25 protein-coding genes and 1 tRNA gene are annotated in these 24,453 nt (G+C 68.3%); 10 read left to right on the top strand and 16 right to left on the bottom strand.

What is annotated here, in order from left to right; all coding sequences use genetic code 11:
- Window positions 1-31: 31 nt before the first annotated feature.
- Together I55_RS39300 and I55_RS11280 are read left to right on the top strand one after the other, a co-directional pair.
- The gene (locus tag I55_RS39300) at window positions 32-124 is read left to right on the top strand and encodes a DUF6726 family protein (protein ID WP_307718705.1); all 93 of its coding nucleotides are present in this window, start codon (window positions 32-34) and stop codon (window positions 122-124) included.
- The gene (locus tag I55_RS11280) at window positions 111-377 is read left to right on the top strand and encodes a hypothetical protein (RefSeq protein ID WP_044560641.1); all 267 of its coding nucleotides are present in this window, start codon (window positions 111-113) and stop codon (window positions 375-377) included. Before I55_RS39300 ends, I55_RS11280 begins: the two co-directional genes overlap by 14 nt.
- On the opposite strand, the gene I55_RS11275 is transcribed toward I55_RS11280, so the two are convergent.
- The 3 genes from I55_RS11275 to I55_RS11265 form a co-directional block, all read right to left on the bottom strand.
- Window positions 374-1,375, bottom strand: coding sequence for a transporter (locus I55_RS11275; RefSeq protein ID WP_044560640.1), 1,002 nt, complete (start codon window positions 1,373-1,375; stop codon window positions 374-376). The genes I55_RS11280 and I55_RS11275 overlap by 4 nt on opposite strands.
- A 152-nt stretch (window positions 1,376-1,527) precedes the next feature.
- Window positions 1,528-1,947 carry a CopD family protein gene (locus I55_RS11270; protein ID WP_044560638.1) on the bottom strand — a complete coding sequence of 140 codons (420 nt, stop codon included), beginning with the start codon at window positions 1,945-1,947 and terminating at the stop codon, window positions 1,528-1,530.
- Window positions 1,948-2,084: 137 nt separating this feature from the next.
- Window positions 2,085-2,840 (bottom strand): SDR family oxidoreductase, encoded by a 756-nt coding sequence (locus I55_RS11265; protein ID WP_044560637.1) that lies wholly within the window; start codon window positions 2,838-2,840, stop codon window positions 2,085-2,087.
- 127 nt (window positions 2,841-2,967) lie between these two features.
- On the opposite strand from I55_RS11265, the gene I55_RS11260 reads away from it, so the two are divergent.
- A complete protein-coding gene (locus I55_RS11260) occupies window positions 2,968-3,900 on the top strand; it encodes a LysR family transcriptional regulator (protein WP_252181111.1) in 933 nt (310 codons plus the stop codon).
- 77 nt (window positions 3,901-3,977) lie between these two features.
- Window positions 3,978-4,877, top strand: coding sequence for a DMT family transporter (locus I55_RS11255; RefSeq protein ID WP_044560634.1), 900 nt, complete (start codon window positions 3,978-3,980; stop codon window positions 4,875-4,877).
- A 183-nt stretch (window positions 4,878-5,060) separates the two neighbouring features.
- On the opposite strand, the gene I55_RS11250 is transcribed toward I55_RS11255, so the two are convergent.
- Window positions 5,061-9,920 (bottom strand): NAD-glutamate dehydrogenase, encoded by a 4,860-nt coding sequence (locus I55_RS11250; RefSeq protein WP_044560633.1) that lies wholly within the window; start codon window positions 9,918-9,920, stop codon window positions 5,061-5,063.
- Between the two features lie 265 nt (window positions 9,921-10,185).
- Here I55_RS11250 and I55_RS11245 point away from each other — a divergent pair, with 265 nt between their 5' ends.
- Window positions 10,186-11,271, top strand: a complete 1,086-nt coding sequence (locus tag I55_RS11245; protein WP_049974026.1) for a hypothetical protein — start codon at window positions 10,186-10,188, stop codon at window positions 11,269-11,271.
- Between the two features lie 209 nt (window positions 11,272-11,480).
- Here I55_RS11245 and I55_RS11240 read toward each other — a convergent pair whose 3' ends face one another.
- The 3 genes from I55_RS11240 to I55_RS11230 form a co-directional block, all read right to left on the bottom strand.
- A complete protein-coding gene (locus I55_RS11240) occupies window positions 11,481-11,672 on the bottom strand; it encodes a hypothetical protein (protein WP_044560632.1) in 192 nt (63 codons plus the stop codon).
- Window positions 11,673-11,808: 136 nt separating this feature from the next.
- Window positions 11,809-13,194 carry a class I SAM-dependent RNA methyltransferase gene (locus I55_RS11235; RefSeq protein WP_083901020.1) on the bottom strand — a complete coding sequence of 462 codons (1,386 nt, stop codon included), beginning with the start codon at window positions 13,192-13,194 and terminating at the stop codon, window positions 11,809-11,811.
- Window positions 13,191-13,670 (bottom strand): thioesterase family protein, encoded by a 480-nt coding sequence (locus I55_RS11230; protein WP_252181110.1) that lies wholly within the window; start codon window positions 13,668-13,670, stop codon window positions 13,191-13,193. Before I55_RS11230 ends, I55_RS11235 begins: the two co-directional genes overlap by 4 nt.
- Window positions 13,671-13,827: 157 nt before the next feature.
- On the opposite strand from I55_RS11230, the gene I55_RS11225 reads away from it, so the two are divergent.
- Window positions 13,828-14,067, top strand: coding sequence for a hypothetical protein (locus tag I55_RS11225; RefSeq protein ID WP_040843696.1), 240 nt, complete (start codon window positions 13,828-13,830; stop codon window positions 14,065-14,067).
- A 471-nt stretch (window positions 14,068-14,538) separates the two neighbouring features.
- Window positions 14,539-15,951 (top strand): ammonium transporter, encoded by a 1,413-nt coding sequence (locus I55_RS11220; RefSeq protein ID WP_044560629.1) that lies wholly within the window; start codon window positions 14,539-14,541, stop codon window positions 15,949-15,951.
- A gap of 68 nt (window positions 15,952-16,019) precedes the next feature.
- On the opposite strand, the gene I55_RS39510 is transcribed toward I55_RS11220, so the two are convergent.
- The 3 genes from I55_RS39510 to I55_RS11215 form a co-directional block, all read right to left on the bottom strand.
- The gene (locus I55_RS39510; protein ID WP_083901019.1) at window positions 16,020-16,337 is read right to left on the bottom strand and encodes a type II toxin-antitoxin system RelE/ParE family toxin; all 318 of its coding nucleotides are present in this window, start codon (window positions 16,335-16,337) and stop codon (window positions 16,020-16,022) included.
- A complete protein-coding gene (locus I55_RS35855; protein ID WP_148293678.1) occupies window positions 16,337-16,573 on the bottom strand; it encodes a hypothetical protein in 237 nt (78 codons plus the stop codon). Before I55_RS35855 ends, I55_RS39510 begins: the two co-directional genes overlap by 1 nt.
- An 80-nt stretch (window positions 16,574-16,653) precedes the next feature.
- On the bottom strand, window positions 16,654-17,769 hold the full coding sequence (locus I55_RS11215; RefSeq protein WP_083901018.1) for an asparaginase: 1,116 nt from the start codon (window positions 17,767-17,769) through the stop codon (window positions 16,654-16,656).
- Between the two features lie 100 nt (window positions 17,770-17,869).
- Here I55_RS11215 and I55_RS11210 point away from each other — a divergent pair, with 100 nt between their 5' ends.
- Window positions 17,870-18,472: a TrmH family RNA methyltransferase gene (locus I55_RS11210; protein ID WP_307718704.1), complete on the top strand. Its 603-nt coding sequence runs from the start codon at window positions 17,870-17,872 to the stop codon at window positions 18,470-18,472.
- Between the two features lie 177 nt (window positions 18,473-18,649).
- Window positions 18,650-19,090 carry a hypothetical protein gene (locus I55_RS35375; RefSeq protein ID WP_044560628.1) on the top strand — a complete coding sequence of 147 codons (441 nt, stop codon included), beginning with the start codon at window positions 18,650-18,652 and terminating at the stop codon, window positions 19,088-19,090.
- 93 nt (window positions 19,091-19,183) lie between these two features.
- Here the strand turns inward: I55_RS35375 and gpt are convergent, their stop codons facing one another.
- A complete protein-coding gene (gpt, locus tag I55_RS11200) occupies window positions 19,184-19,672 on the bottom strand; it encodes a xanthine phosphoribosyltransferase (RefSeq protein ID WP_044560627.1) in 489 nt (162 codons plus the stop codon).
- A 234-nt stretch (window positions 19,673-19,906) separates the two neighbouring features.
- On the opposite strand from gpt, the gene I55_RS11195 reads away from it, so the two are divergent.
- Window positions 19,907-19,983, top strand: a tRNA-Arg gene (locus tag I55_RS11195).
- 215 nt (window positions 19,984-20,198) lie between these two features.
- Here I55_RS11195 and I55_RS11190 read toward each other — a convergent pair.
- Genes I55_RS11190 through I55_RS11170 form a run of 5 tightly spaced genes read right to left on the bottom strand, consistent with a single transcriptional unit; the run spans window position 20,199 to window position 24,161 of the window.
- Window positions 20,199-21,575 (bottom strand): aldehyde dehydrogenase family protein, encoded by a 1,377-nt coding sequence (locus I55_RS11190; protein WP_044560626.1) that lies wholly within the window; start codon window positions 21,573-21,575, stop codon window positions 20,199-20,201.
- Window positions 21,576-21,599: 24 nt separating this feature from the next.
- The gene (locus tag I55_RS11185; RefSeq protein ID WP_044560625.1) at window positions 21,600-21,899 is read right to left on the bottom strand and encodes a putative quinol monooxygenase; all 300 of its coding nucleotides are present in this window, start codon (window positions 21,897-21,899) and stop codon (window positions 21,600-21,602) included.
- 30 nt (window positions 21,900-21,929) lie between these two features.
- Complete coding sequence (locus I55_RS11180; protein ID WP_044560651.1) at window positions 21,930-22,613, bottom strand: type 1 glutamine amidotransferase domain-containing protein; 684 nt, start codon at window positions 22,611-22,613, stop codon at window positions 21,930-21,932.
- A gap of 48 nt (window positions 22,614-22,661) precedes the next feature.
- The gene (locus tag I55_RS11175; protein ID WP_044560624.1) at window positions 22,662-23,717 is read right to left on the bottom strand and encodes an NAD(P)-dependent alcohol dehydrogenase; all 1,056 of its coding nucleotides are present in this window, start codon (window positions 23,715-23,717) and stop codon (window positions 22,662-22,664) included.
- A 12-nt stretch (window positions 23,718-23,729) separates the two neighbouring features.
- Window positions 23,730-24,161 carry a heme-binding protein gene (locus tag I55_RS11170; protein WP_044560623.1) on the bottom strand — a complete coding sequence of 144 codons (432 nt, stop codon included), beginning with the start codon at window positions 24,159-24,161 and terminating at the stop codon, window positions 23,730-23,732.
- Window positions 24,162-24,453: the final 292 nt, after the last annotated feature.

Below are 24,453 nucleotides of genomic sequence, written 5' to 3'. Positions count from 1 at the left end.
CAGCGGGTGCAGCGGCCTGATCGCCCTGCCCGTGGGTACGCCCAGCGCCGTGGTCAAGGTTGTGCCCGTGGCGGGCCATGTGGCCGCCGCCCCCTTGGACGCCGCCGCCGATGCCATCGACTGACACCGCGCCGGCCAAGGGCCTGTGCGACGGCTGCGGCGTGCTGCTGAAAGGGGGTGGGCGCAGATGCCCATCCTGCGAGGCGGCCCTGGCCCGCCGGCCGTTGGCCGATGCCGCCCTGCTCACCGCGCTGGCGGCGGGCTTCGCCCTGCTGGTGACGGCCGCGACCTTCACCCTGACCGATGTGTCCGTCCAGCCACTCAGCCCAAAGGCACCGGTTCGGGATGCCCTGGTCACGGCATGGCGCCAGCGCTAGAACAGCCGGCGCCAGTGCAGCACCACCAGGGAGACCAGGATGGTGACCAGCATGACGCCGCAAACCCATAGGAAGCCGGCGTCGTGTCCGCTCCACGGCAGGCCGCCCACGTTCATGCCGAAGATGCCGGTGATCAGGTTCACCGGCAGCAGGATGGTGGTGACGATGGACAGGACGTAGAGGTTGCGGTTGGTGGCCTCGCTGAAACGGTTGGACAGCTCGTCCTGCAGCAGCCGGGCCCGTTCCTGCACCAGGTCCAGATCCTGGCTGACCCCCTCCAGCCGGTCGATAGCCTGGCGCAGGCGCGACCGGTCCTCGGTCCCGCACCAGCCGGGCATGCGGCTGAGCGCCACGTTCAGGGCCGTGCGCTGCGGCCCCAGGTGCCGACGCAAGCGGGCGGAGGTGCGGCGGATGCGCCCCAGCTTCTCCCCCTCGTCCTCCAGCCGGTCGGCCAGCAGCGAATCCTCCACATCGTCGACGTCGTCCGCCAGCTCGCTGACCTCCGCCGCCACGGTGTCGGTGAGGTGGAACATCAGGTGGGCGACCAGGTCGACAGCACCGGTGGGGGCCAGGCCTTGCGAGATGGAGCGGCGCAGCTGATCCACCGCCATCAGCGGCTGGCGCCGGGCGGTGATGACCAGGCGCGCCTCCATGTAGATGCGCAGCTGGCCCAGGCCGCCGGCGGGATCGTCAAAACGGTGGTGCAGGTCGGCCAGCACACCGGTCAACCCTTCCCCCGCCGGTTCCAGGCGGAAATGACTGTCCTGGCCCAGCAATGCCTGGCGGGCGCCCCGGGGCAGGGTGGGCATGGCCTCGATCCACTGCCGCGCCCGCACGTCCACCAGGTTGAAATGCAGCCAGACCAAACCGTCGGGCTGGGCCATGGCGTCGGCTATGCCGGGCCAGGGGACGGGCGTCACCGCCCCGCCACGGATCAGGAATCCGCAGATCAGCCCATGTTCCTCGCTGATGTCCGCCGCCGCCCGCGTCGTGCCCATGGCCCCTCCGCAATCCAGGGCGGCCCCGCCGCCACCCCTTCCCTGTGATGCCGGGCAAGGGCGGCCACCGTCAATGCCCTGATATCTTACCGCTTCGTGACAGCCGCGATTGGCGGCCTGCGACCGGATGCCTTGCGCCCCTTTGCCGCGCCTCAGAACGGCTTGGCGATCACCAGGAACAGGATGCCGACCACGGCCAGCACGATCAACGCCGGCAGGAAGCGGACGATGGCGGCGCGCGGCCGTGGTTGACCATTGGTCAGCCGGCGCAAGGCCCCCGCCTGCGCGCCGTGCAGGCCGGACAGGGCCGTGACCAGCGCCAGCTTGGCCCACAACCAGCCGGATGAGGGCAGCCAGCCGCCCTTCAGCGCGAGGGTGAGGCCCAGGCCCCAGACCAGCAGGATGGCCGGTCCCGTCACCCAGCGGTGCCAGGCCCGCGCCGCGCGCCAGAAGGCGGGCGACAGGGCGTCGGCACTGGGCACGAAGGCCAGCAGCAGGGCGGCCGCCAGCAGGCCCGCCACGAAGGTGACGGCGGCGGCGGCATGCAATGATTCCAGCCAAAGGTAAGGCATGGGGGGACACCCTTCCGCTGATCGGTCGAGGCCCCTTGATACACCATACCGGCGCCGCCGCGGTGGAGCCAATTCGCCCCAAGCGAAACGGCCCCGGATCACTCCAGGGCCGCCACTCACATCATGCGCGCGCCGTCTTAAACCTGCGCGAGGCCGCCGTCGGCGAACAGCTCGGCGCCGACGACGAAGCTGCTGTCGGCGGAGGCCAGGAACAGGGCGGCCTTGGCGATCTCCTCCACCTCGCCCACGCGGCCCAGGGGCACCTGGCTGGCCATGTAGTCCAGCAGGCCCTGCTGCTGCGCCGCGTCCGGACCGGCCAGTTCCACCAGGCCGGGCGTGCGGATGGGGCCGGGGCTCAGGACGTTGACGCGGATGCCGCGTTCCTTCAGGTCCAGGGTCCAGCTGCGGGCGAAGTTGCGCACCGCCGCCTTGCTGGCGCTGTAGACGCTGAAGGCCGCCGTGCCGGTGGCGCCGGCGGTCGAGCCGGTGAGGATAACGGAGGCGCCGTCCACCAGCAGGGGCAGGGCCTTCTGCACCGTGAACAGCACCGCCTTCACATTGCGGCCGAAGATGTCGTCGTAGTGTTCCTCCGTGATCTGGCCCAGGGGCAGCATGGTGCCGCCGCCGGCGTTGGCGAACAGCACGTCGATGCGGCCGGCCTGGGCCTTCACCTGTTCGTACAGACGGTTCAGATCCTCCGCCTTGGCACTGTCGGCCTGGATGCCGGTGGCGTTGGGGCCGATGGTCGCCACCGCCGCCTGCAGTTCCGGCGCGCGCCGGCCGGTGATGAAGACGCGGGCGCCCTCCGCCGCGAAGGCCTTGGCGGTGGCCAGGCCGATGCCGCTGGTGCCCCCGGTAACGACCGCGACCTTACCTTCAAGCTTGCGAGCCATTTCGTCTTTCCTTTCAGTATTTTGTGTTGTTCCGCCCAGTGGCGGGCGGCTGATGAGGGAAAGATGTCGCCAAAACCGATTTTTCAAAATAGAAATGACTGAAAACTATCGTTGCAGGATTGGTGTGATGCGCGCGCCGGATTTCGAAGGGTTGGCCATGTTCGCCAAGGTGGCGGAGGAGCGGTCGTACGCCGCCGCCGCCCGGGCCATGGGGGTGTCGGTGGCCACTGTGTCGCGCGGCGTCAGCCGGCTGGAGGACAGGCTGGGCGCCCGCCTGTTCAACCGCACCTCGCGCCGGTTGGCCCTGACCGACGTGGGCGCCGCCCTGGCCGCCCGCGCCTCGCAACTGTATGCCGAGGCGGAGGCGGTGGAGGACGCGGCGCGGGAACTGTCCACCCGCCCACGCGGCACCGTCCGCCTGGCCGTGCCCATGAGCTTCGGCGTGCGCTGGGTGGCGCCGCTGCTCCCCGCCTTCCTGCGGATGTATCCTGAGATCACCGTCGACCTGCACCTGAGCGACGCCGTGGTGGATTTGATCGGCGACGGGTTCGACGCCGCCCTGCGCATCGCCGTGTTGACCGATAGTTCGCTGGTGGCACGCCGCCTATGCCCCATCGCGCGTCACATCGTGGCCGCCCCGTCCTACATCGCGCGCTATGGCCGGCCACGGCATCCGGGTGAACTGGCGGCCCATCACTGTCTGGGTTACGCCTACCGCGCCCGCCAGGACGTCTGGCGCTTGATCAACGCCGAAGGGGTGGAGGTGGCCGTGACGCCCACCGGCCCCCTGCGCGTCACCAATGGGGAAGCGCTGCTGCCCACCGTGCTGGAGGGTCTGGCCATCGCCGAGTTGCCGGAGTTCCTGGCGGCGGAATACCTGGCCGACGGCCGGCTGGTGGATCTGCTGGAGGGCTGGTCGCTGCCCCTGGGCGGCCTGTACCTGGTGACCCCCACGACCCGCGCCCGCCCCGCCAAGGTGGAGGCGCTGGCCGACTTCTTCATCGAGACCCTGTCTCAGCCCGCTTGGTCCCGTCCCACCTGGCGGTCGCCGCCGCGCTGATGGCTGCCGTCGCAAAGTCGCTCTACAGGCCGGACCCGTCCGGCATTAGGGTCGCGTCCCAAGTAGGATCGAGACCCATGACACCCCGCCTGTACCTGACCTTTCCCCTGCTGGCCGTGCTGATCTGGACCGGCAACAACCTGGTGACCAAGGCCTCGGCCGGCGCCATCCCGCCCAGCGTCATCGCCTTCGACCGCTGGCTGCTGGCCTTCGTGCTGCTGACGCCCTTCTGCCTGCGCAGGGCCTGGGTGTCGCGGGCGGTCATCCGCCGGCACCTGGCCCAGATCACCATCCTGGGCCTGCTGGGCATGGCGCTGTACCAGGGCCTGGCCTACTACGCCGCCGCCAGCACCAGCGCCACCAACATCGGCATCTTCGTGGCGCTGGTCCCGCTGCTGACCCTGGCGATCGGCGCCGCGTGGCTGCGGCAGAGGCAGGGGCCCCTGGCCCTGGCGGGCGGGCTGGTGTCGCTGGCTGGCATCCTGTTCGTGCTGGGCCAGGGCGATTATGGCCGCCTGCTGTCCCACGGCGTGGGGCGGGGCGACGCCTACATGCTGGGGGCCTGCATCGCCTACGCGGGGTATGGGGTTTGCCTGAAGCGCTGGCCCCTGCCCTTGCCGGTGTGGACCTCGCTCTATGCCCAGATCGCGGCGGGCCTGATCTTCCTGTTGCCGGGGTATCTGCTGGCGCCAGCGGCACCGATCACGCCCGCCACCATCGCCATGGTGGCCTACGCCGGGATTCCGACCTCCATCCTGGCGCCAGTGCTGTGGATGCAGGGGGTGAAGCACCTGGGGCCCGGTCGCACCGCCATCTTCATGAACCTGCTGCCCATCACCACCGCCGTGCTGGCGGCCCTGCTGCTGGACGAGGTGCTGCATCCCTATCACCTGGTGGGCGGCGGCCTGGTGGTGCTGGGCATCGTGCTGACCCAGCGCCCGGCCAAGGCCCCGGCGGCAGCCTCCGTCCAGGGGTAAAGCCTCACCCCAGCGGCATGAACTGTGGTTCATGCCGCTGTAGGCCCCGACTGGGGCCGCCGGAACGTTTCTGGGAGCGTAGCGGACAGAAACGTGAGGATAGCCAAGCCGGCGGATGCCGGCGCCCGGCACTTGAGGGGCATTTAAGCGGTCACGATCAAATGCCGTCGGTATAAGACCAAATCAGCCGGCGGTCAGGCCACGCAACTGGCGGGTGGCCACGGCCAGCATGGCCACGTCCAGGTGCGCCACGCCGCGCAGTTCGGACAGCAGCGACTGGATACGGTCCACCGGGCCGGACTTGGAGGCCAACCAGGCGTCGATCAGGGACGTGACATCGTCGCCCTCGCCCGCCAGCACGCGGGCGGCCAGGCGGCCCTGCAGGCTGTAGAGGTCATCGATGATGGCGCCCAGGGCCTGGCGCTGCCAGTGGGTGGTGGTCTTCACCGCCCCGGCCCGGCCGCGCAGCCAGTCGAAGCCCAGCCGCTCGCCCAGCGCGAAGTGGACGGCGGCCACCTTGTCCACCGCCCGGTTGGCCTCCACCGCGATCTGGCTGATGTCGGTGGCGGCGGCCAGCGCCGGCAGGGCGGCCAGGTGATGGGCCAGGTCGGCCGGCACGCCGGCCTTTTCCAGCTCATCCTTCCTGGCGGCCAGGTCGGCGGCGGCGTCGGGCGACAGGATGTCGGCCAGCGCCCGGGACAGCACCTTCACCGCCGGGGCCAGCCGGGCGATGCCGGCCGCCATATCAAGCGGGTGGGGGTTGTTCAGCAGGGTCCAGGGCACGGCCCGCCGCAACAGCAGGCGGGTGGCCAGGCCCATGGCCGTCTGCGTCGCCGCCGGCACCTGGTTGTCCAGGGCGTCGATGGCCTTCCACACCGCGGGCAGGCCATAGGCGTCGCGCACGATGTGATAGGCGCGGGCCACGTCGGCCTCGCCCAGGCCGGTCTGTTCCACCATCTCGGCCACGAAGCTGGGACCGACGCGGTTGACCATGCTGTTGGTGGCCACGGTGGCGATGATCTCCCGCCGCAGCTGGTGGCCGGAGACCGCCTGGGGGTACTGCTGCTGCAGGCTGGCGGGGAAATAATCCACCAGGTCCGCCGCCATCTTGGCATCGTCCGGCAGGTCGGAATTCAACAGCTTGTCGTACAGGTCGATCTTGGCATAGGCCAGCAACACCGCCGTCTCCGGCCGGGTCAGGCCCTTGCGGGCCTGGGCGCGCAGGGCCACTTCCTCGTCCGTCGGCAGGAACTCGATGGCGCGGTTCAGCTTGCCCGCCTTTTCCATCAGGCGGATGAAGCGCGCCAAATCGTCCAGCGTGTCCGGGGCCACCGCCTCATCAATGGAGAGGGCCTGGGTCTGCTGGTAGTTGTCGGCCAGCACCAGGTCCGCCACGTCGTCGGTCATGGTGGCCAGCAGCACGTCGCGCTGGGGCAGCGTCATGCTGCCCCGGTCCATCACGTCGCGCAGCAGGATCTTGATGTTCACCTCATGGTCGGACGTGTCGACGCCGGCGGAGTTGTCGATGGCGTCGGTGTTGAGGCGCACGCCGGCCTGCGCCGCCTCGATCCGGCCGCGCTGGGTGAAGCCCAGGTTGGCGCCCTCGCCCACCACCTTGGCGCGGACCTGGCGGCCATCGATGCGCAGCGCGTCGTTGGCCTTGTCGCCCACCTCGGCGTTGCTCTCAGCCCCGGCCTTCACATAGGTGCCGATGCCGCCCAGCCACAGCAGGTCCACCTCCGCCTTCAGGATGGTCTGCATCAGTTCGGCCGGGGTCAGGCGTTCGGCCGTGACGCCCAGGACCTGGCGCACCTCCGGCGACAGGGGCACGGACTTGGCCCCGCGCTCGAAGATGCCGCCGCCCTGGGACAGCTTGGACTGGTCATAGTCCATCCAAGAGGAGCGCGGCAGGTCGAAGACGCGCTTGCGCTCTTCCCAGCTGGCGGCCGCGTCCGGGTTGGGGTCCAGGAAGATATGGCGGTGGTCGAAGGCCGCCACCAGGCGGATGTGCTTCGACAGCAGCATGCCGTTGCCGAACACGTCACCCGACATGTCGCCCACGCCGACCACGGTGAAGTCCTGGGTCTGGCAGTCCCGGCCCAGTTCGCGGAAATGGCGCTTCACCGCCTCCCACGCGCCACGGGCGGTGATGCCCATCTTCTTGTGGTCATAGCCGGCGGACCCGCCGGAGGCGAAGGCGTCGTCCAGCCAGAATCCGTAGTCGCGGCTGACACCGTTGGCGATGTCGGAGAATGTCGCCGTGCCCTTGTCCGCCGCCACCACCAGGTAGGGGTCGTCCCCGTCCAGGCGCACGACGTCCTTGGGATGCACCACCTGGCCCTTCACCAGGTTGTCGGTGATGTCCAGCAGGCCGCGCATCATGGTCTTGTAGCACTCGATGCCTTCGGCCAGCGCCGCCTCGCGCCCGGCGGAGGCCGGCGGCGGGTTCTTCACCACGAATCCGCCCTTGGAGCCCATGGGAACGATGACGGCGTTCTTCACCATCTGCGCCTTGATCAGACCCAGGATTTCCGTGCGGAAATCCTCCTTGCGGTCGGACCAGCGGATGCCGCCGCGCGCCACCTTGCCGCCGCGCAGGTGCACCGCCTCCACCCGGGGGCTGTAGACCCAGATTTCCACCATGGGCCGGGGCAGCGGCAGATCGTCGATGGAGCGGCTGTCCAGCTTGAACGACAGGTAGGGCTTGGGCTGGCCGTCGGCGCCCTTCTGGAAGAAGTTGGTGCGCAGGGTCGCGCGGATCAGGTTCAGCATCCGGCGCAGGATGCGGTCCTCATCCAGGTTGGTGACCTGGTCCAGGGCGTGGTCGATCTCCACCACCAGGCCCATGCGCCGGCTGTCCACCTCATCCCGGCCCAGCTTTTCGACGGTGGCCGGGTCATGGGCCAGGTGGAACAGGCGCACCAGCAGCTTGGTGATGCCCACATGGGCCGCCAGCGTGTCCTCGATATAGGACTGGGAGAAGTCGAAGCGGGCCTGGCGCAGATACTTGGCGTAAGCGCGCACCATGGTAACGTCACGCCAGGCCAAACCGGCCCCCAGCACCAGCTTGTTGAAGCCGTCGGTCTGGGCCTCGCCGGTCCAGACGCGCATGAAGGCGTCCTCGAACGCGTCCTTCACGGTGTCCAGCTCGACGGCCTGGCCGTTGGCCATCTTCATCTCGAAGTCCTGGATCCAGATGGACTTCTCGCGACCGGGGATGCGCACCTCGTGGGGGCCGCCTTCGGCCAGGATCCTCAGGCCCAGATCCTCCAGCATGGGCAGGGCCTGCGACAGCTGCACCGGCGTGCCGTCATGGTAGACCTTGAAGAACAGCTCGTGCGGCTCGGCCTCCACCGGGCGGTGCAGGTTCAGGGCGATTTGGCCCGTGGCCGCCACCGCCTCCAGCCGCTCGATGTCCATCACGGCGGCTTCGGGGCTGTAGGTCTCGCGATAGCCTTCGGCCAGGGTGCCGCGGCGATAGCGGCGGGCCAGGCGCAGGCCAACCTCCTCACCCTTGGCGTCCACCAGGGCCTGTTGCAGGCGCTCGCCCCAGCCGCGCGCCGCCTCGATCAGCATCTCCTCGATGTCGCGGACGTCGTAGTCCGGGACCTTGCCGGGCGTGGTCTGAATGATGATGTGGGCGCGGGCCAGCACGCTTTCCGACAGCATGACGTGGCTCTGCGTCGTCTTGCCCTCGAACGCCGACTCCAGGATGCCCTGCAGCTTCAGGCGCAGGTCGGTGTCGTAGCGGTCGCGGGGCACGTAGATCAGCACGCTGACGAAGCGTTCGAACGGATCCTTGCGCACGAACATGGCCACGCGCTGGCGATCCTGCAGGTGCAGCACGCCCATGGCGATGTCGAACAGTTCATCATCGCTGATCTGGAACAGGTCATCCCGGGGATAGGTCTCCAGAATGTGCAGCAGGGCCTTGCCGTCGTGGCTGGACTTGTCGAAGCCCGCCCGCTCCAGCGCCCGGTTCACCTTCTGGCGCAGGTAGGGGATTTCCCGCACCGCGCGGTTATAGGCGACGGAGGTGAAGAGGCCGACGAACAGCCGCTCCCCGATCTCCACGCCGCTGTCGTCGAACAGCTTCACCATCACGGCGTCCAGCGGCGCCGGGCGGTGGACGGTGCTGTCCTTGTTGGCCTTGGTCACCATGATGGCGCGCGGCTGGCGGACGAAGGCGCGCACGTCCGGCGGCAGCTGGGCGAAGTAGCGCAGGCCGTCGAAGACCGAGACCTCGTCGTCGCGCAGGATGCCCAGGCCGGCGCCGGGCAGGATGTCCAGCGTGTCCTGGCCGTCCTCATGCCCGAAGCGGTACTCGCGCACACCGAGGAAGATGAAGTGGTCGTCGTCGACCCAGCGCAGGAAGTCCACGCCCTCCGCCACCTCGGCGGCGTCCAGGGACTGGCTGGCCTTCCGCGATTCGGCGATGGTCTCGGTCACGCGCTGGCGCATGGCGTGGAAATCGTCCACCGCGGCGCGCACGTCGGAGAGGACGTGCACCAAGCCGGCGCGGACCTTTTCCAGCAAATCGGGGGCGGTCTGCTGGTCGACCTCCACATGCATGAAGCTTTCGGCCTTGGCATCGGCCGGGGCGGCGTGCGGCTCATACAGCTCGACCAGGCGGCCGTCGGCATCGCGCTTCACCTTCACCACCGGGTGGATCACCAGGTGCACGGTCAGGCCGTGGCGGTTCAGTTCCGCCGAGACGCTGTCCACCAGGAAGGGCATGTCGTCGTTGACGATCTGGACCACGGTGTGGGGGGCGTGCCAGCCGTCCTGCTCCACCTTGGGATTGCAGACGCGCACCTGGGCGGCGCCGGCCTTGCGCATGGCCCCGAACTGCCACATGGCGATGGCGGCGCCGTACAATTCGTCGCTGCTGCTGCGCAGGATGTCGTCCGGGGGCACGTTGGCGTAGAACTGCCGGACGAAGCGTTCGGCCGGAGCGGCCTTTTCCCGGCTTAGACGATCCCGCACCTTGGCGGCGATCTGTTCGGTCAGTTCGGATTTGCGCTGTTCAGCTTTGAGCGCCATGGGTCTCTCTCCCGAAGTCGGGCCGTCTCTCGGATCCGGGCGGCCCGTTAATTCGCGGGGCCCACCATAGGCAAAACGCGGTGGGGAAACGAAGCGGCATACCGCCCCGTTGGGAAATAAGAAGATTGTCGTCTTTTAACAGGTGCCCGTGAACTTTCTCTTGCTGTCAAAAGCGTCTCGGACAACACATTCTGTCGCGCGCCGGGACGGCCCTCCGCCCCCGGCGGGAAAACAGTGCCCGGAAAACAGATTTGGCGGGAGACTCGTGACCAGCGACCGGCAACCCCAAGCCTACGCGCCCCCTTCAGCCGAGCGGGCGTCCATCGGCCTGACCGCCGTGATCGTGGCCGTGACGCGGGAGGTGCCGCGCGTGCTGGTGGTGCGCCGCCTGACCCACGACCTGGCCACACCGCAGCAGCAGGCCAGCGGCGACTGGGACGCCCTGCCCTTCGGCCCCTTCGCGCCCGAACGCCACCGCACCCTGGAACAGGGCCTGCGCCGCTGGGTGACGGAGCTGACCGGCCTGCCGCTGGGCTATGTGGAACAGCTGTACACCTTCGGCGACCGCTACCGCGACCTGCGGGAGGTGGACGGCGACGCCCGCGTTGTTTCCGTCGGCTACATCGCCCTGACGCGCGAGGCGCCCCTGTCGGGCTCCGGTGCCGCCGAATGGCACGACTGGTACAGCTATTTCCCGTGGGAGGACTGGCGTGACGGCCGGCCGGCCATGATCGCCCGCACGCTGCTGCCGGCACTGGACCGCTGGGCCGCGCATGACCCGGACCTGGCGGCGGCTCGCCGCGACCGGGTGCACACCACCTTCAGCCGCGACGACGACGCCTGGGATTACGAGCGGGTTCTGGAACGGTATGAGCTGCTGTACGAGGCGGGCCTGGTGGCGGAGGCGCCGCGCGACCGCGCCGTGCTGGCCCGCCTGGCGCAGAATGGCAAGCTGCCGGCCGACGTGGCGGGCCTGTGGTCCGGCCCGGTGCAGCCCGACGCCCTGGCCGCCACCGGCATCCCCATGGCGCAGGACAACCGCCGCATCCTGGCGGCGGCCCTGGGCCGGGTGCGCGGCAAGCTGAAATACCGGCCGGTGGTGTTCGACCTGCTGCCGCCGCAGTTCACCTTGTTCCAGCTGCAGCGCCTGGTGGAGGCCCTGTCGGGCGTGCGCCTGCACAAGCAGAACTTCCGCCGCCTGCTGATCGCCGGCGGCCTGGTGGAGGCGACGGGCGCCCTGGAAGTGCGCACCGGCGGCCGGCCGGCGGAACTTTACCGCTTCCGCCGCGAAATCCTGCGCGAACGCGCCGCCGCGGGGGTGGGGCTTCCCACCATACGCATTACCGAGTGATGCGTGTTCGTTCGCCCCAGGCGCCGGCGGTGGCGGGCTTGTCGCTTCGTTCCGTCAGCATCTGTTTCAGCATAAGGCACAACGGAGCGTAGCGACTAGGCCACGACCGTGGCCGCCGCAGCGAGCACCGCAGGGCGGAGCGAGGAAGCCAAGTCCCCGGACGGGGACGCCGGCGATTGAGGAACACTCAAAAACCGGCGCCTGAGGAATTACTCTAAATAGGCATCTACCTCGGCGGCGGCCCGGTCCAGCGGCCAGTCCAGACGGTCGATGATCTGTTCGATGGCGGTGTCGGCGTCCAGGGAGCGGCGGCCCAGCCGGTCCAGGATGTCGTTCAGCACGTTCTCTTCCGCCACCGTGGCCGGGGCGTAGGACTTAAGGATCTCAAGCGCCTTGCTCATGGGACTGCCGGACTCGCTTCTGGATTGCGCCAACGGGGGTGGGGTTATAGCACGCCCCCGCCGCCCCCGCACCGCCGCAGGGCGCCCCGGCATCACCTTTAACGCCACCGTGGCGCCAGAGCCTCAGGCGTGCGCCTCAGGGCCGACGGAAGCGCGCCGCCACCTCCAGGTGGGGGGACCACAGGAACTGGTCCACCGGCACCAGCCGCTCCAGCACATATCCCCCGCCCAGCAGCAGGGCCGCGTCGCGGGCGAAGCTGACCGGGTTGCAGGAGATGGCGACCACCACCGGCACGGATGAGGCCGCCAGCGCCGCCGCCTGGGACGCGGCGCCGGCGCGCGGCGGGTCGAACACCACCGCCTGGTAGGCTGACAGCTCCGCCGGCGACAGCGGCTCCTTGAACAGGTCACGGCGTTCCACCGTCACGGGATGGCCGCCGTTGCCGGTGCGGGCCGCCGCCTCCAGCGCCGTGACGGCCACGCCATCGCCTTCCACCGCGTGCACGGGGGCCAGGGTGGACAGCGGGAAAGTCAGGGTGCCGCTGCCGGCGAACAGGTCGGCGACCCGGGCCGCCCCCTTGGCGCCGGCCAGCGCCTCCGCCACCAGGGCGGCCTCGCCCTCGGCGCTGGCCTGCAGGAAGGACCCGGGGGCGGGCGACACGGCCACCGGGCCGAAGCGCACGACGCCGGTGCGGCGCAGCGCGATGGGCTCCACCGGCGCGCCCGGCCGTCTGGACCAAGTGAGGCGGGCCAGGTCGTTGGCCTGGGCGAAGGCGCCCAGCTTCTCCAGCGCGGTCAGATCAGGCTGCGGCAGGCCCATCAGCACCACGTCGGGACCGTCGTCCAGCAGGGTCAGCGCCACGTCCAGCGTATGCTCGTCCGGCAGCAGCTCCAGCAGCAGGGCGCGCAAGGGCGCGACCAGGGCCATCAGGCGCGGCGCCAGCACCGCGCACTCCTCCACATCCACCAGGCGGTGGCTGGCGCGCTCGTTGAATCCCAGCCATAGGCGTCGGCCCCGGCGGGCGCCGGCCAGCACGGCGCGGCGGCGGGCCTGGGGCGGCGTGCGCGCCAGCGGCGCCAGCGGCACGTCGGTGATACCGGCACGCGCCAGGGCGTGGCGCAGCTGGTCCACTTTCCAGGCGCCGTAGGTGTCGGCGTCCATGTGCTGCAGGGTACAGCCACCGCAGGTGCCGAAATGGCGGCAGGCGGGTTCGGCCCGGCCCGGCCCCTCGCCCAGCAGGGACACCGGCTCCACCAGCCAGCCTTCGCCGCGCTGCTGGGCGAAGCGCACCATCAGCCGGTCGCCCACCAGGGTCTGGGGCACGAACAGCCGGTGCTCCGGCCCATAGGGTTCCTGCCAGCGGGCGACGCCGTCGCCCAGCGCCCCCACGCTTTCCACCGTGATCTCAATGGGGCCGGTGGTAGGCGGTTCCACGACCGGGCGGGCCGGCGGGCGGCGGGTCTGGTGACGGTTGCCGGAAGGCTTGCCGCCACGGCCTTGGGGGGGAGGACGGCGGTTCACAGGAAACCCTCCAGCGCGGGGCGCAGATCATCAGGAATGGGGGTGGGTCGGTGGCTGCCAGCGTCCACCAGGACCGAAACCGACAGGGCGGTGGCGTGGCAGCGGCCGTCAACGAACAGGGCGCAGCCCGTGGTCCATGAGGTGCGGCCCAGCCGCACCAGGCGGGTGCCGACGCGCACGGCGTTGGGGTAGGTGATCTCCGCCAGGTAGTCGATGGTGATCTTGCGCATCACGATGGCATGGCGCCTGAAATCCCCCGCCGTGCGCAACGACTGGTGCAGCGCCACGCGGCCCGATTCGAAATAGACGCCGAAGGCGTTGTTGTTGACATGGCCCACCGGGTCCAGGTCGTTGAAGCGCACATGTTCATCCGTCCAGAAACGGTAACTGGCAGCGTCGGCCAAGTCGAAAGACGGATCGTCGGCCCCAGTGGGGACACCGGCGGGGCCTGGCGGAAGCGGGTTCGGGACGGACACGGGCGTTAAGTTCCTGTGACGGGGCGGGATCAGCCCCAGGGATTAGGGGTGGGGGACGGCCTTTGGCAAGCGGGGTGGCGTGACGGCCCTTGGGAACGGTGCTATAGCTGCCCGGCAACCGACCCATACACCCCTATTATCACAGTGAAGGTCTGCCATGAGCGACACCAACAACTCCACCGCGGAAGCCCTGTTCGAGAAGGCGCTGAGCGTCGCGGAAAAGCATCTTGAGGCGGCGCTCAAGGAGGCCGGCCCCCTGGCCGCCTATGTCGCGGTCGCCATGATCGAAGTGGCCGTGAACCAGGCGGTGGAAGAGACCACCCACCAGGACGTGGTCGACATGCTGCACGACCTGGCCAACCAGATCGAGCAGGACGCCGACGAGGAAGAAGAGTAATCGCGCATCCCCGCGATCTCCTTCGCGCGTTTTCGAAGCCGCCGGCACCGCCCCCTTTTCGCTCATGAAAAGGGGTGGTGCCGGCGTTGCCGTTTTTGGGGCGGCTCTTCTCATTGGCCGGATTTTGCCCACTGAATGGGCAATTGTGTTTTCATCTGCCGCCAAAGGCGCCGATATTTGACCGCTTACGAAGCTAGAGCGTTGATAAATCTGCGATACACCCGCCATTTTAGATGAAATCCCGCCCATATTATAGGCATCCACTCCGCATTCCCTTAAGCCGCAGGCGCCGGCCCGCCCATAAATCAGTCACGCTCCGCCCATGAAAAGCCCAGGTACTGTCTGGGTGCGGCGCGGCACGAAGTTTGAAAGAAGGGCGGCGTCCTTTTTTGAACGAGGGGGCGGCGCCCTTTGGTGGGCGCGGGTTGGCTGTAACGACTTGGCTGGTAACGACTGGGAATGGGGTGCGGGATGAGCGTGGTGGGAAAGCGTGTAGTTGGACTGGGCGCGATGGCGCTGGCGGCGGCCCTGCCCGCGCTGGCCTTCGCGCAGGACGCGGCGGCCCCCGCCGCTGAAGCCGCCGCGGCCGCGGCACCGGCCGCCCCCGCCATCAGCGGCGGCGACACGGCGTGGATGCTGATGTCCACCGCCCTGGTGCTGATGATGACCATCCCCGGCCTGGCGCTGTTCTACGGCGGCATGGTCCGCAAGTTCAACGTGCTGGCCATGGTGATGCAAAGCTTCGCCATCACCTGTCTGATCACCGTCCTGTGGGCGCTGGTGGGCTACAGCCTGTCCTTCACCGCCGCCAGCGACGCGACGGACGCCAAGGAATTCATCGGCGGCTTCAGCCGCATCCTGCTGGCGGGCATGGACCCGGCCGGCACGCACGCCCTGGCCCCGACGATCCCGGAGCCGGTGTTCATGATGTACCAGATGACCTTCGCGATCATCACGCCGGCGCTGATCACCGGCGCCTTCGCCGATCGCATGAAGTTCTCGGCCATGCTGATCTTCATCACGCTGTGGTCACTGCTGGTCTACGCCCCCATCGCCCACACGGTGTGGCACCCCAACGGCTATCTGGCCAAGCTGGGCGTGCTGGACTTCGCCGGCGGCACCGTGGTGCACATCAACGCCGGCATCGCCGGCCTGGTGGCCTGCCTGGTGATCGGCAAGCGCAAGGGCTACCCGAACGCCGACTTCAGCCCGCACAACCTGGTGCTCAGCCTCATCGGCGCCTCGCTGCTGTGGGTGGGCTGGTTCGGCTTCAACGCCGGTTCGGCCCTGACCGCCGGTCCGCGCGCCGGCATGGCCATGACCGTGACCCAGGTGGCCACGGGTGCGGCGGCGCTGGCCTGGGTGTTCGTCGAGTGGGCGCTGAAGGGCAAGCCCTCGGTCCTGGGCATCATCTCCGGCGCCGTCGCCGGCCTGGTGGCCATCACCCCGGCCGCCGGCTTCGTCGACACGGTGGGCGCCTTCGCCATCGGCATCGCCGCCGGCGTCATCTGCTTCTTCACCGCCACCTCCCTGAAGCGGGCCCTGGGCTATGACGACAGCCTGGACGCCTTCGGCGTGCACGGCATCGGCGGCATCGTGGGTGCCATCCTGACCGGCGTCTTCGCCAAAATCTCCATCGCCAACAGCGAGGGGGCCTTCGCCGCCGCGCTGAAGGACGCGCCGGACACGAAGCTGGGTTTGATCGAGGGCAACGCCGCCCAGGTCATCACCCAGCTGGAAGGTGTCGCCTTCACCGTCGTGTGGTGCGGCGTCATCACCTTCGTCCTGCTGAAGATCATCGATCTGGTGATCGGCCTGCGCGTGGATGAGGATATCGAGCGCGACGGCCTGGACATCGCCCTGCACGGCGAGTCCATCCACTAAAAAGGGCGGGGCAGCCCCAGAACCCGCCGGTGATCCTGACGGACACCGGCGGGCTTTTTACTGCCCGGTCATCGGAGAATCCGAGGAAAGTCCCTGGCCCCGTGAAGGATACGGACCACCCGCCGCGTACCGGGGTGGTACACGATCACAAAAGGCGCCTCGTTCAGGAAAAGCCATGGATGGCTGTGCGCGATGTCCGGGCGGCTGTGGCCATGCGCCACGCCATCGGCTACCGAATGGCAGCGTTTGAAGAGGCGATTCCGTGTCTGGAAGGCGGTATGGCTACCCCATTCCTGCCAACTCTCCCTCAAGATCCGCAAAAGATCCCGGGCAGCGGCGGCGGATAGATTCTCAGGCGGATCAGCCAGCAGATCCGATAGACGCATCACGGATTTGGCACAGGCCCTTTTTTCGCCGCCTCATCCACATCATCGTCCAGTCCCCACTCTCGCCCCAGTTCCCGTAGCATGGAGGCCAGTTCATCACGGGAAACCGGCCCGTCGCGATCAAGCTCGGCCTGCGCAGCCTCAAGCGAGGCTACCAATTCCTTGGCTTGGCGATGAAATTCCTCATCTTCCCCATGTGGAAGCGGGACGGAGCGGCGAGGCGGACTATGGTTCATCGCGGAAAACCTTCCTGATGAGACGATGGTACCATCATTTGGGCATGGGCCCAATGATCGACCGCCCCCTCATATCCGGCTCACCCCGCCGCCGCCGCGGTGGGGCGGATTTCGCCGACGGTGTCGCCCCGGCGGCTGGTGACGGGGGCGACGGCCAGGTGGGCGACGCCGTCCCACACCGTGTCGGGCAGCACGCCCAGGCGCTTCAGCACCGCCGCCATGGCGGGGCCGGCGGCCCGGGGCGCCCCGTCCTCGATCTTCAGGGCGATGCCCAAGCCGTGTTCCGGCAGCACGGCGCAGCACACGCCCTCCGCCCCCGACTTCAGCAGCACGGCGGAATTGGCGGCGCGCATGACCTCGGTGTCGAAGTTGCCGGTGCCGCCCACCAGTTCGGGATGGGCCCCCCAGGCGCGGCGCAGGCGCGTCACCGCCTCCGCCCGCCGGTCGGGCAGGCTGTCGGGATCGGCCAGGCGGGCCATGCCCAGGGCCAGGGCGCCCAGGGGCAGGCCGATGGTGGGGATGGAACAGCCGTCCACGCCCCAGGGGGCGCGGCTGAGGTCCTGCCCCGTCACCTGTTCGATGACGCCCAGGATGCGCTGCTGCACCGGGTGCTGATACCGGACGTAGCCGGCCAGCTTCTCCCCCTTGTGCTTGGCCACCGCCAGGAAGCCGGTGTGCTTGCCGGAGCAGTTGTTGTGCAGGGCCGTGGGCCGCCCGCCCGCCGCCAGCAAGGCGGCCGCCGTCGGCTCATGCGTCGGCAGATGGGCGCCGCATTCCAGGTGGTCCACCGACAGGTCCAGCCGGTCCAGCCAGGCGGCCACGCGCTGGGTGTGCATGGTCTCCCCCTGGTGGGAGGCGCAGGCCAGGGCCAGTTCCTCATCCGTGACAGCGTAGGCGTCGGCCGCCCCGCTTTCGATCAGGGGGATGGCCTGCAAGGCCTTGTTGGAGGAGCGGGGATAGACCAACCCGTCCACGTCCCCCCAGTGGGCCACCACGCGGGCGTCGGCGTCCACCACCACCACCCGGCCGCGATGGCGGGATTCCACCATGGCCCCCCGCGTCACCTCCACCAGGATGGGCGCGTCGGACCGGTCGGGGATGGAGATCTGGCGCACCGCCGTCTGGTCCTTGGCCAGCTGATGGTCATGGCCGCAGCCGTCACCGTGGTGATGATCGTGATCGTCGTGGTCGTGCATGGCCGGCCGTCCGCCTGAGGGGTTGCCTGATGGGTCTGGATGCGCGTTCTCCCCCCGGGCGGGGCATGACTGCAATCCTGTTTCCCGAGGGGCTGGAACCTTGCCCAAGCGGCTTGCCTTGTGCAAGGTGCGCGGCATGCGCGGATATTTCGCCCTGGGCGCCGAGGGGATCAGCAAGTCGGGCAACATCGGGACCATCATGCGCTCCGGACATGCGTTCGGGGCGAGTTTCGTGTTCACCGTGAACGCGGCCCTGGACCTGGATGAGGTGAACCGGGTGGACACGTCCGGCGGCCAGGACCACGTCCCGCTCTACACCTATCCCAGCGTCGCGGCCATGGCCCTGCCCGAGGGCTGCACCCTGGTTGGCGTGGAACTGACGGATGACGCGGTGGACCTGCCCAGCTTCCGCCACCCGCTGCGGGCGGCCTATGTCCTGGGGCCGGAGCGCGGCAGTTTGTCGCCGGCCATGCAGGCGCGCTGCGAGCACATCATCAAGATTCCCATCAAATTCTGCGTCAACGTGGCCGTGGCCGCCGCCATCGTCATGTACGACCGCATGATCTCGCTGGGCCGCTTCGCCGAGCGCCCGGTGCGGGCCGGCGGCCCCATCGCGCCCGCCCCGGCCCATGTCCACGGCCGCCAGAAGGTGCGCAATGTGGACAGCAAGCGCATGCGCCCCCTGCTAGGCGGTTGGGAATAAGCGCCCTGGCCGTCTGGGAATAAGCGCCGGTCTCGCCTATATTATCGGTCTCAAGTGGCTTACCCGCCGCCGCCTCCCCGCAACCCCGGTCGCGGGTTCCGGGGGGCTTTTGTTCGCGGTCGCGGATTCCTTACCCGTTCGGCCCCCCCTGGGCCGGCATCAGAGGAGACCGACGCCATGCCGACCCGCCTTTCCCTCTCCTTCACCGTATCGGCCACCGTATCGGCCACCGTATCGGCGGCGCTGCTGGGCGCGGCTTTGTTGGCCCTGCCCGCCGACGCGCAACAAACCACCACCGCACAGCCCACGGCCACCACCCAGTCGGTGTCAGTCCCCGCGCCGGGACCCCGCCGCGCCACTGGCGCCACCCAGCAGGAAGACATCATCATCACCCCCCGCATCTACCCCAACCCCGAGGAGGACGACGCCTTCCACCGGGCGGAGTACGAGCGGCTGAACGCCATCTACGGCAAGCCGGTGCCCCTGAACACCCGGGCCGACACCCTGATGGATGTGCCCCTGGGCAAGCTGCCGCAGGATCGTTCCGCCCTGCGCGCCATCATCGCCGACCCCGACACCCCGCATCTGAGCCAGGTGGTGTCACCTGAATCCAAGTAGGTGCCTGGCGGGCGCTTGAGTTTCGGTGGAAACGCGAACGGCCCCGCCGGGATGCCAGGCGGGGCCGTTCGTCGTGGCGGAGACCAATGCGGATCAGTCGTTGCGGATCTGCATGTAGGCGATGGGGTTCAAATCCCAGGGGAAGTGGATCCAGGTGTCCTGCGACACCTCGGTGATGAAGGTGTCCACCAGGGGGCGCCCGGCCGGCTTGGCGTAAATGGTGGCGAAGTGCGCCTTGGGCATCATGTTGCGCACGATGGCGGCGGTCTTGCCCGTGTCCACCAGGTCATCGACGATCAGCCAACCCTCACCCTCGCCTTCCACCGCCACCGGCGCCTTCAGGTTCTGGGCGGTGCGCTGGTTCTGGTGGTCGTAGCTGCTGATGCAGATGGTGTCGATCAGGCGGATGTTCAGTTCCCGCGCCAGGATGGCGGCCGGCACCAGGCCGCCGCGGGTGATGGCGACGATGCCCTTCCACGGCCCCTTGTCGCTGATGCGCCAGGCCAGCGCCTTGGCATGACGGTGCAGTTCTTCCCAGGTGACGGGGAAGTTCTTGGCGGTATCGGCGTGTTTGGACGACATGGGGGCGGCGCTCCGCGGACGGTCAAAAAATTTCGAGAAGATGGAAGATTGGGTAGATAGCCCATCCCCCGCGCCTGGACAATGCATGGCGATGCAGCGCCGTTGCGCCCGCGTCGCGGGGCCGGACGGGCGGCCGGAAAGAAATCGCGAGGGCGGCAAAAAAAGCTGTTGCATCCCCCCCGATCATCCTCTACAAGCACCCACCTCACCGGCCGACACCGGCGAGACGAAAAAGCGCCCGTAGCTCAATTGGATAGAGCACCAGACTACGAATCTGGGGGTTGGAGGTTCGAGTCCTTCCGGGCGCGCCATTCGCTTCAAAGTGCAGGCGAATAGACAGCTGAGACCGTTGAGTCATCCGGTCTCCGCTACTTACCAGATAAATTCATCATCGATCGGGTTTGGGCCTTCTGCGCTGGCGTGCCGCTTGGCTGCTGGCCGTGGCAGGCGGCGGCATGATGCTGGGGCGGGTAGTGCCTGACGGCGTGATGAAGAAGCGCCCCAAATCCACCCGCCCGTAAGCCCTTCACGACCTGAAGACGATCATTTTCTCCGCCGTCATCTCACGGGCGGTATTGGGAATGCCACCGACCCCATAGCCGGACGCCCGCCGGCCGGCGAACGGCATCCAGTCGGTGCGGAAGGCGGTGTGGTCATTGACCATGACCGCGGAGGCGTCGAGACGCTCGGCCGCGTCGAGCGCCACGGCGAGGTCGCGCGTGAAGATGCTGCTCTGGAACGTGACCGGCAGCGCATTGGCCTCACGGATGGCATCGTCAAGGTCACCGAACCCGAACACGCAGGTGACCGGGCCAAACACCTCCTCCCGCGACACCGTCGCCTGTTTCGGCGGATCGACGAGAATCGCCGGTGCCAGCGTCGTGTCGCTCAGCCGCCCGCCGCCGATCAGACGGGCGCCACCCGTCACGGCTTCCTCGACCCAGCGGGCAACCCGATCGGCCTCGGCCGGCTGAATCAGCGGGCCCACCTCGGTTTCGGCCAGCCGCGGATCACCGACGCGCAGCCGCCCGATACGCTCGGCGAACCGCTCGACGAAGATGTCCTTGAGCGTTTCATGCACGTAGATCCGCTGGACCGAAACGCAAACCTGGCCCGCGTGATAGTAGCCGCCCTTGGCGAGCGGCTCGATGATCGCGTCGATGTCAGCGGTGCGGTCGACGATCACCGGCGCCACCCCGCCATGCTCGAGCGCGCAACGCGTTCCCGGGGCCAGATTGGCGCGGAGGCGCCAGCCCACCGCGCCCGACCCGATGAAACTCAGGAAAGCGACCCGCGAATCGCTGGCGAAGGCGCCCGACAGATCGCGGCTTTCGGGAAGCAGCGTCTGCACCCAACCGTCCGGCATGCCGGCTTCCTGGACCAGCCTGACCAGCTCGACACAGCAAAGCGGTGTCGCCGCCGCGGGCTTGACGATGACCGGACAGCCCGTGGCGATCGCCGGGGTGACCTGGTGCACGATGAGGTTGAGGGGATGGTTGAACGCCGAGATCGCGGCAACCACGCCGATCGGTTCCAGGATCGTCCAGGCGCGCCGCCCCTCGCTGGCGGGGGTCAGCCCCATCGGTATCTCCGTGCCGCCACGGGTGCGAAGCAGGTCGGCGGCCGCGCGGATTCCATCGATGGCGCGGTCGGTCTCGACCAGGGCATCGGTGTAGGGCTTGCCCCCTTCGCGCGCGATGAGCATCGCGAACGTCTCCCGCTGCCGCGCGACCAGGTCCGCGAGCCGATGCAGCACGGCCATGCGCTGATGCGCCTTCAGCCAACCGCCCCGATCCTCAAAGCGCGCGCGGGCGACGGTCAGCTTGTGGTCGAGCGCCGCCGCGTCGTCCGTCGGCAACTCGGCGATATGTTCGCGATCAAAAGCTTGCACGACCTGAAGCATGAGACCCTCCGAATTGGCTGTCCGTCAGGCGACCGCCACCGCCTCAAGGACGAGCGCCGAGCGGTCCGCCAGTGACGGAACCCTCGCGAGATAGTCCTGATAGTGGGGCGTCCGGCGATGCGCCTCGGCCGCCTCGGCATCCCGGTAAAGCTCGTCGAGGACGTAGCGTTCAGGCAGGGCGGTATCCCGCCAGACATCCCAGCGCAGATTACCCGGCTCCGCCCGGCAACACGGCGCCATGCCGAGCAGAAGCGCCCGCAGCTCCTCCGCCTTGCCGGGACGGGCCGTCAGGCTGGCCGTGATTTTCACTGTTGCTTGCGACACGGCGGTTCTCCCGTTCGACGTCGCCCCGCCTCACGCCGACGTGGCACCGTCCCGCAGGGCGGCAAGCAGCTTCTTTCCAAGTTCACCCGCCGAGGCGGGATTCTGGCCGGTGATGAGGCGTCCATCGACGACGACATGCGGTTGCCAATTCGCGGCGGAGGAATATTCGGCACCCTCGGCCCTCAGGGCATCCTCGAGTTCGTAGGGCACGTCCTCACGCGCATAGTCATATTCTTCCTTCTTCGAGAAGGAGGTGAGCTTCTTGCCGTGTACGAACGGCGTGCCGTCCCCAAGGTCGACACCGAGCAGCGCGCAAGGTCCGTGGCAAACGGCGGTCACGAGCTTGCCGGTCGTCCAGGCGCGCACGATCGCCCGCTGGACCTCCGCATTGCGCTGAATGTCGACCATGGGCCCGAGGCCGCCGGGCACGAGAATGGCATCGTAGTCGGCGGCATCCACCTCGGAGAGCTTGCGGCTGCGATTCAACCGCCGGAAGGCCTTGCTCTCGAAGAACGCCTTCTGGGCGGGGTCGTTGTCGTCATACGCGTCATAGGGGGTCCACCCGCCGGCGGGCGACGCGAACTCCACCGCGATGCCGGCGGCGTCCAGCACCTCGAACGGATGGGCGACCTCCGCGAAAAAGAAGCCGGTCTTGCGGCTGTGGGGACCGATCACGGCCGCGTTGGTGACGATGAACAGCACATGCTGGGTCACGATCTTCTCCAAACCTGGGGTTTAATTCCGCTCTCGTCATTCATACTGTCAGAACGTGACGACCGCCCGCCCGACAATCTTGTTGTCCCGCATGAGATCGATATGTTCGTTGATATCGTCGAACGAGATCGTCTTGATCGTGTGCTGGATCTTGCCCTCCGCGGCGAGCGCCATGACCTCGGTCAGGTCGGCATTGTTGCCCCAGAAGGATCCGTGGAAGGTCTGTTCACCGGACACGCGCGGGAACAGCGGGATGTCGATCCGGTCGCCGATGAAGCCGACGTCGGCATAATGGCCGCCGATCGCCAGCCGCGAGAAGGCGAGCCGCATCATCTCGGTCGCGCCGGCGCAGTCGATGATCGCGTCGAACTTGTCCTGCCCGGTCGCCTTCTTCAGCTCCTTGCCCACGTCTTCGGAGGTCTTGCCTTCGATCGCGATGACATGGTCGGCGCCATATTTCCTCGCGACCTGCAGCTTTTCCTCGTTGCGGGCGACGGCGACGACGGGACCGCCGGCACCCAGCAGCTTGGCGTATTGGACGGCGTAGGCGCCGAGGCCGCCGATGCCGAACACCCCGATCACCCGATCGGGGCCGAGCCCCCCGGCGTCCCGGATCTTCTTGAGGCCGCGATAGGGTGTCAGCCCGGCGTCGGTCAGCGGTGCCAGCTGTTCGAACTTCAGGTGCTTGGCGACCTTGATCACATAGCGGGCGGGCACCGGGATATATTCGGCGAAGCCGCCATAGGGGCCGAAGCCGGGCCATCGGACATTGGGGCAGATGTGGGTGTCGCCAACCTGGCAATGCTTGCAGACGCCATCGCCCCAGCCTGGCGAGACGACGACATGATCCCCTTCCTCGATCCCCGCGGCCTTGGACACCACGCTGCCGATCTTCGCGATCGTGCCGGTGATTTCATGCCCGGGGATGACCGGTGGCGGAATATCGCCATAGCCCTGGAAAAAGCCATCGATCAGCAGCACATCCGACCGGCACATGCCACAGGCCGCGACCTTCACCAGCACCTCGTCGGGTTGGATGTCCGGAACCGCGATGTCCTCGAGGACGAGGGGCTTCTTGTATTCAAGAATGCGCGCTGCCTTCATCTCTGGCCTCCTTCACGATGCTGGGTCTGATGAAATCGCGGCCGCCGCCGCCTCGGCGACCGCAATGTCCTGCGCCACCGAGCCGGCGCTGGCGCCAACGGCGCCGACGATCTGGTCACCAATTTTGACCGGCAGGCCGCCGCCGAAGATCACGACCTGGCCGCCATTGCTTTGCGCTATCCCGAACAGGGGCGCGCCGGGCTGTGCCAGTTCGGCGAGATATTCGGTCGTCTTGTCGAACATCCGCGCCGTCTTGGCCTTACCGATGGCGAGATCGATGCTTCCTTCCAGCGCGCCGTCCTGGCGAGCGAACGCGATCAGCGCGCCGCCCGCATCGACCACGGCGATATTGTAGGGAATGCCAAGGCTGGCCGCCTTCGCTTCACCCGCCTCAAGCATCCGCTTGGCGTCTGACAAGGTCAGTGTGCTGAGCGCACGGGGCATGCCCTGTATCCCTCGATCCGATGGTTACCCGATCAATCCGAGTCCGGGCGCCACCAGCCATGCCTGCAACGGCCACCGGAGGCGTGAATCTGCTCAATGTGGGTGGTCTTGGGCGTGTCCGGCGGGGTCATCTTCGCCTCGTCAGCCCGTCATTTGGATATCATTGCGGCGCCCACATGGTTGGTTAAAAAAAGTCAAACCCCGTTATAGGATCGATGCACCGCCATCTTCAGGGCGCGCCTGCGGCGCATCGCGGCGCCTTCACACCTACGACCGTGGAAAGGGAGGAACG

Source organism: Azospirillum sp. B4 (assembly GCF_000333275.1).
Taxonomy (GTDB): Bacteria; Pseudomonadota; Alphaproteobacteria; order Azospirillales; family Azospirillaceae; genus Nitrospirillum.
This window is presented reverse-complemented; position numbering and strand designations above follow the sequence as displayed.

Excerpts from the sequence above, each read along its gene's own strand:
- I55_RS11220 (WP_044560629.1), top strand. The coding sequence starts at position 14,539 with ATGAGCGTGGTGGGAAAGCGTGTAGTTGGACTGGGCGCGATGGCGCTG.
- I55_RS11240 (WP_044560632.1), bottom strand. The coding sequence starts at position 11,672 with ATGAGCAAGGCGCTTGAGATCCTTAAGTCCTACGCCCCGGCCACGGTG.
- I55_RS11260 (WP_252181111.1), top strand. The coding sequence starts at position 2,968 with ATGCGCGCGCCGGATTTCGAAGGGTTGGCCATGTTCGCCAAGGTGGCG.
- I55_RS11190 (WP_044560626.1), bottom strand. The coding sequence starts at position 21,575 with ATGCTTCAGGTCGTGCAAGCTTTTGATCGCGAACATATCGCCGAGTTG.
- I55_RS11225 (WP_040843696.1), top strand. The coding sequence starts at position 13,828 with ATGAGCGACACCAACAACTCCACCGCGGAAGCCCTGTTCGAGAAGGCG.
- I55_RS11250 (WP_044560633.1), bottom strand. The coding sequence starts at position 9,920 with ATGGCGCTCAAAGCTGAACAGCGCAAATCCGAACTGACCGAACAGATC.
- I55_RS11175 (WP_044560624.1), bottom strand. The coding sequence starts at position 23,717 with ATGAAGGCAGCGCGCATTCTTGAATACAAGAAGCCCCTCGTCCTCGAG.
- I55_RS11255 (WP_044560634.1), top strand. The coding sequence starts at position 3,978 with ATGACACCCCGCCTGTACCTGACCTTTCCCCTGCTGGCCGTGCTGATC.
- gpt (WP_044560627.1), bottom strand. The coding sequence starts at position 19,672 with ATGTCGTCCAAACACGCCGATACCGCCAAGAACTTCCCCGTCACCTGG.
- I55_RS11215 (WP_083901018.1), bottom strand. The coding sequence starts at position 17,769 with ATGCACGACCACGACGATCACGATCATCACCACGGTGACGGCTGCGGC.
- I55_RS39510 (WP_083901019.1), bottom strand. The coding sequence starts at position 16,337 with ATGCGTCTATCGGATCTGCTGGCTGATCCGCCTGAGAATCTATCCGCC.
- I55_RS11170 (WP_044560623.1), bottom strand. The coding sequence starts at position 24,161 with ATGCCCCGTGCGCTCAGCACACTGACCTTGTCAGACGCCAAGCGGATG.
- I55_RS11280 (WP_044560641.1), top strand. The coding sequence starts at position 111 with ATGCCATCGACTGACACCGCGCCGGCCAAGGGCCTGTGCGACGGCTGC.
- I55_RS11270 (WP_044560638.1), bottom strand. The coding sequence starts at position 1,947 with ATGCCTTACCTTTGGCTGGAATCATTGCATGCCGCCGCCGCCGTCACC.
- I55_RS35375 (WP_044560628.1), top strand. The coding sequence starts at position 18,650 with ATGCCGACCCGCCTTTCCCTCTCCTTCACCGTATCGGCCACCGTATCG.
- I55_RS11275 (WP_044560640.1), bottom strand. The coding sequence starts at position 1,375 with ATGGGCACGACGCGGGCGGCGGCGGACATCAGCGAGGAACATGGGCTG.
- I55_RS35855 (WP_148293678.1), bottom strand. The coding sequence starts at position 16,573 with ATGAACCATAGTCCGCCTCGCCGCTCCGTCCCGCTTCCACATGGGGAA.
- I55_RS11265 (WP_044560637.1), bottom strand. The coding sequence starts at position 2,840 with ATGGCTCGCAAGCTTGAAGGTAAGGTCGCGGTCGTTACCGGGGGCACC.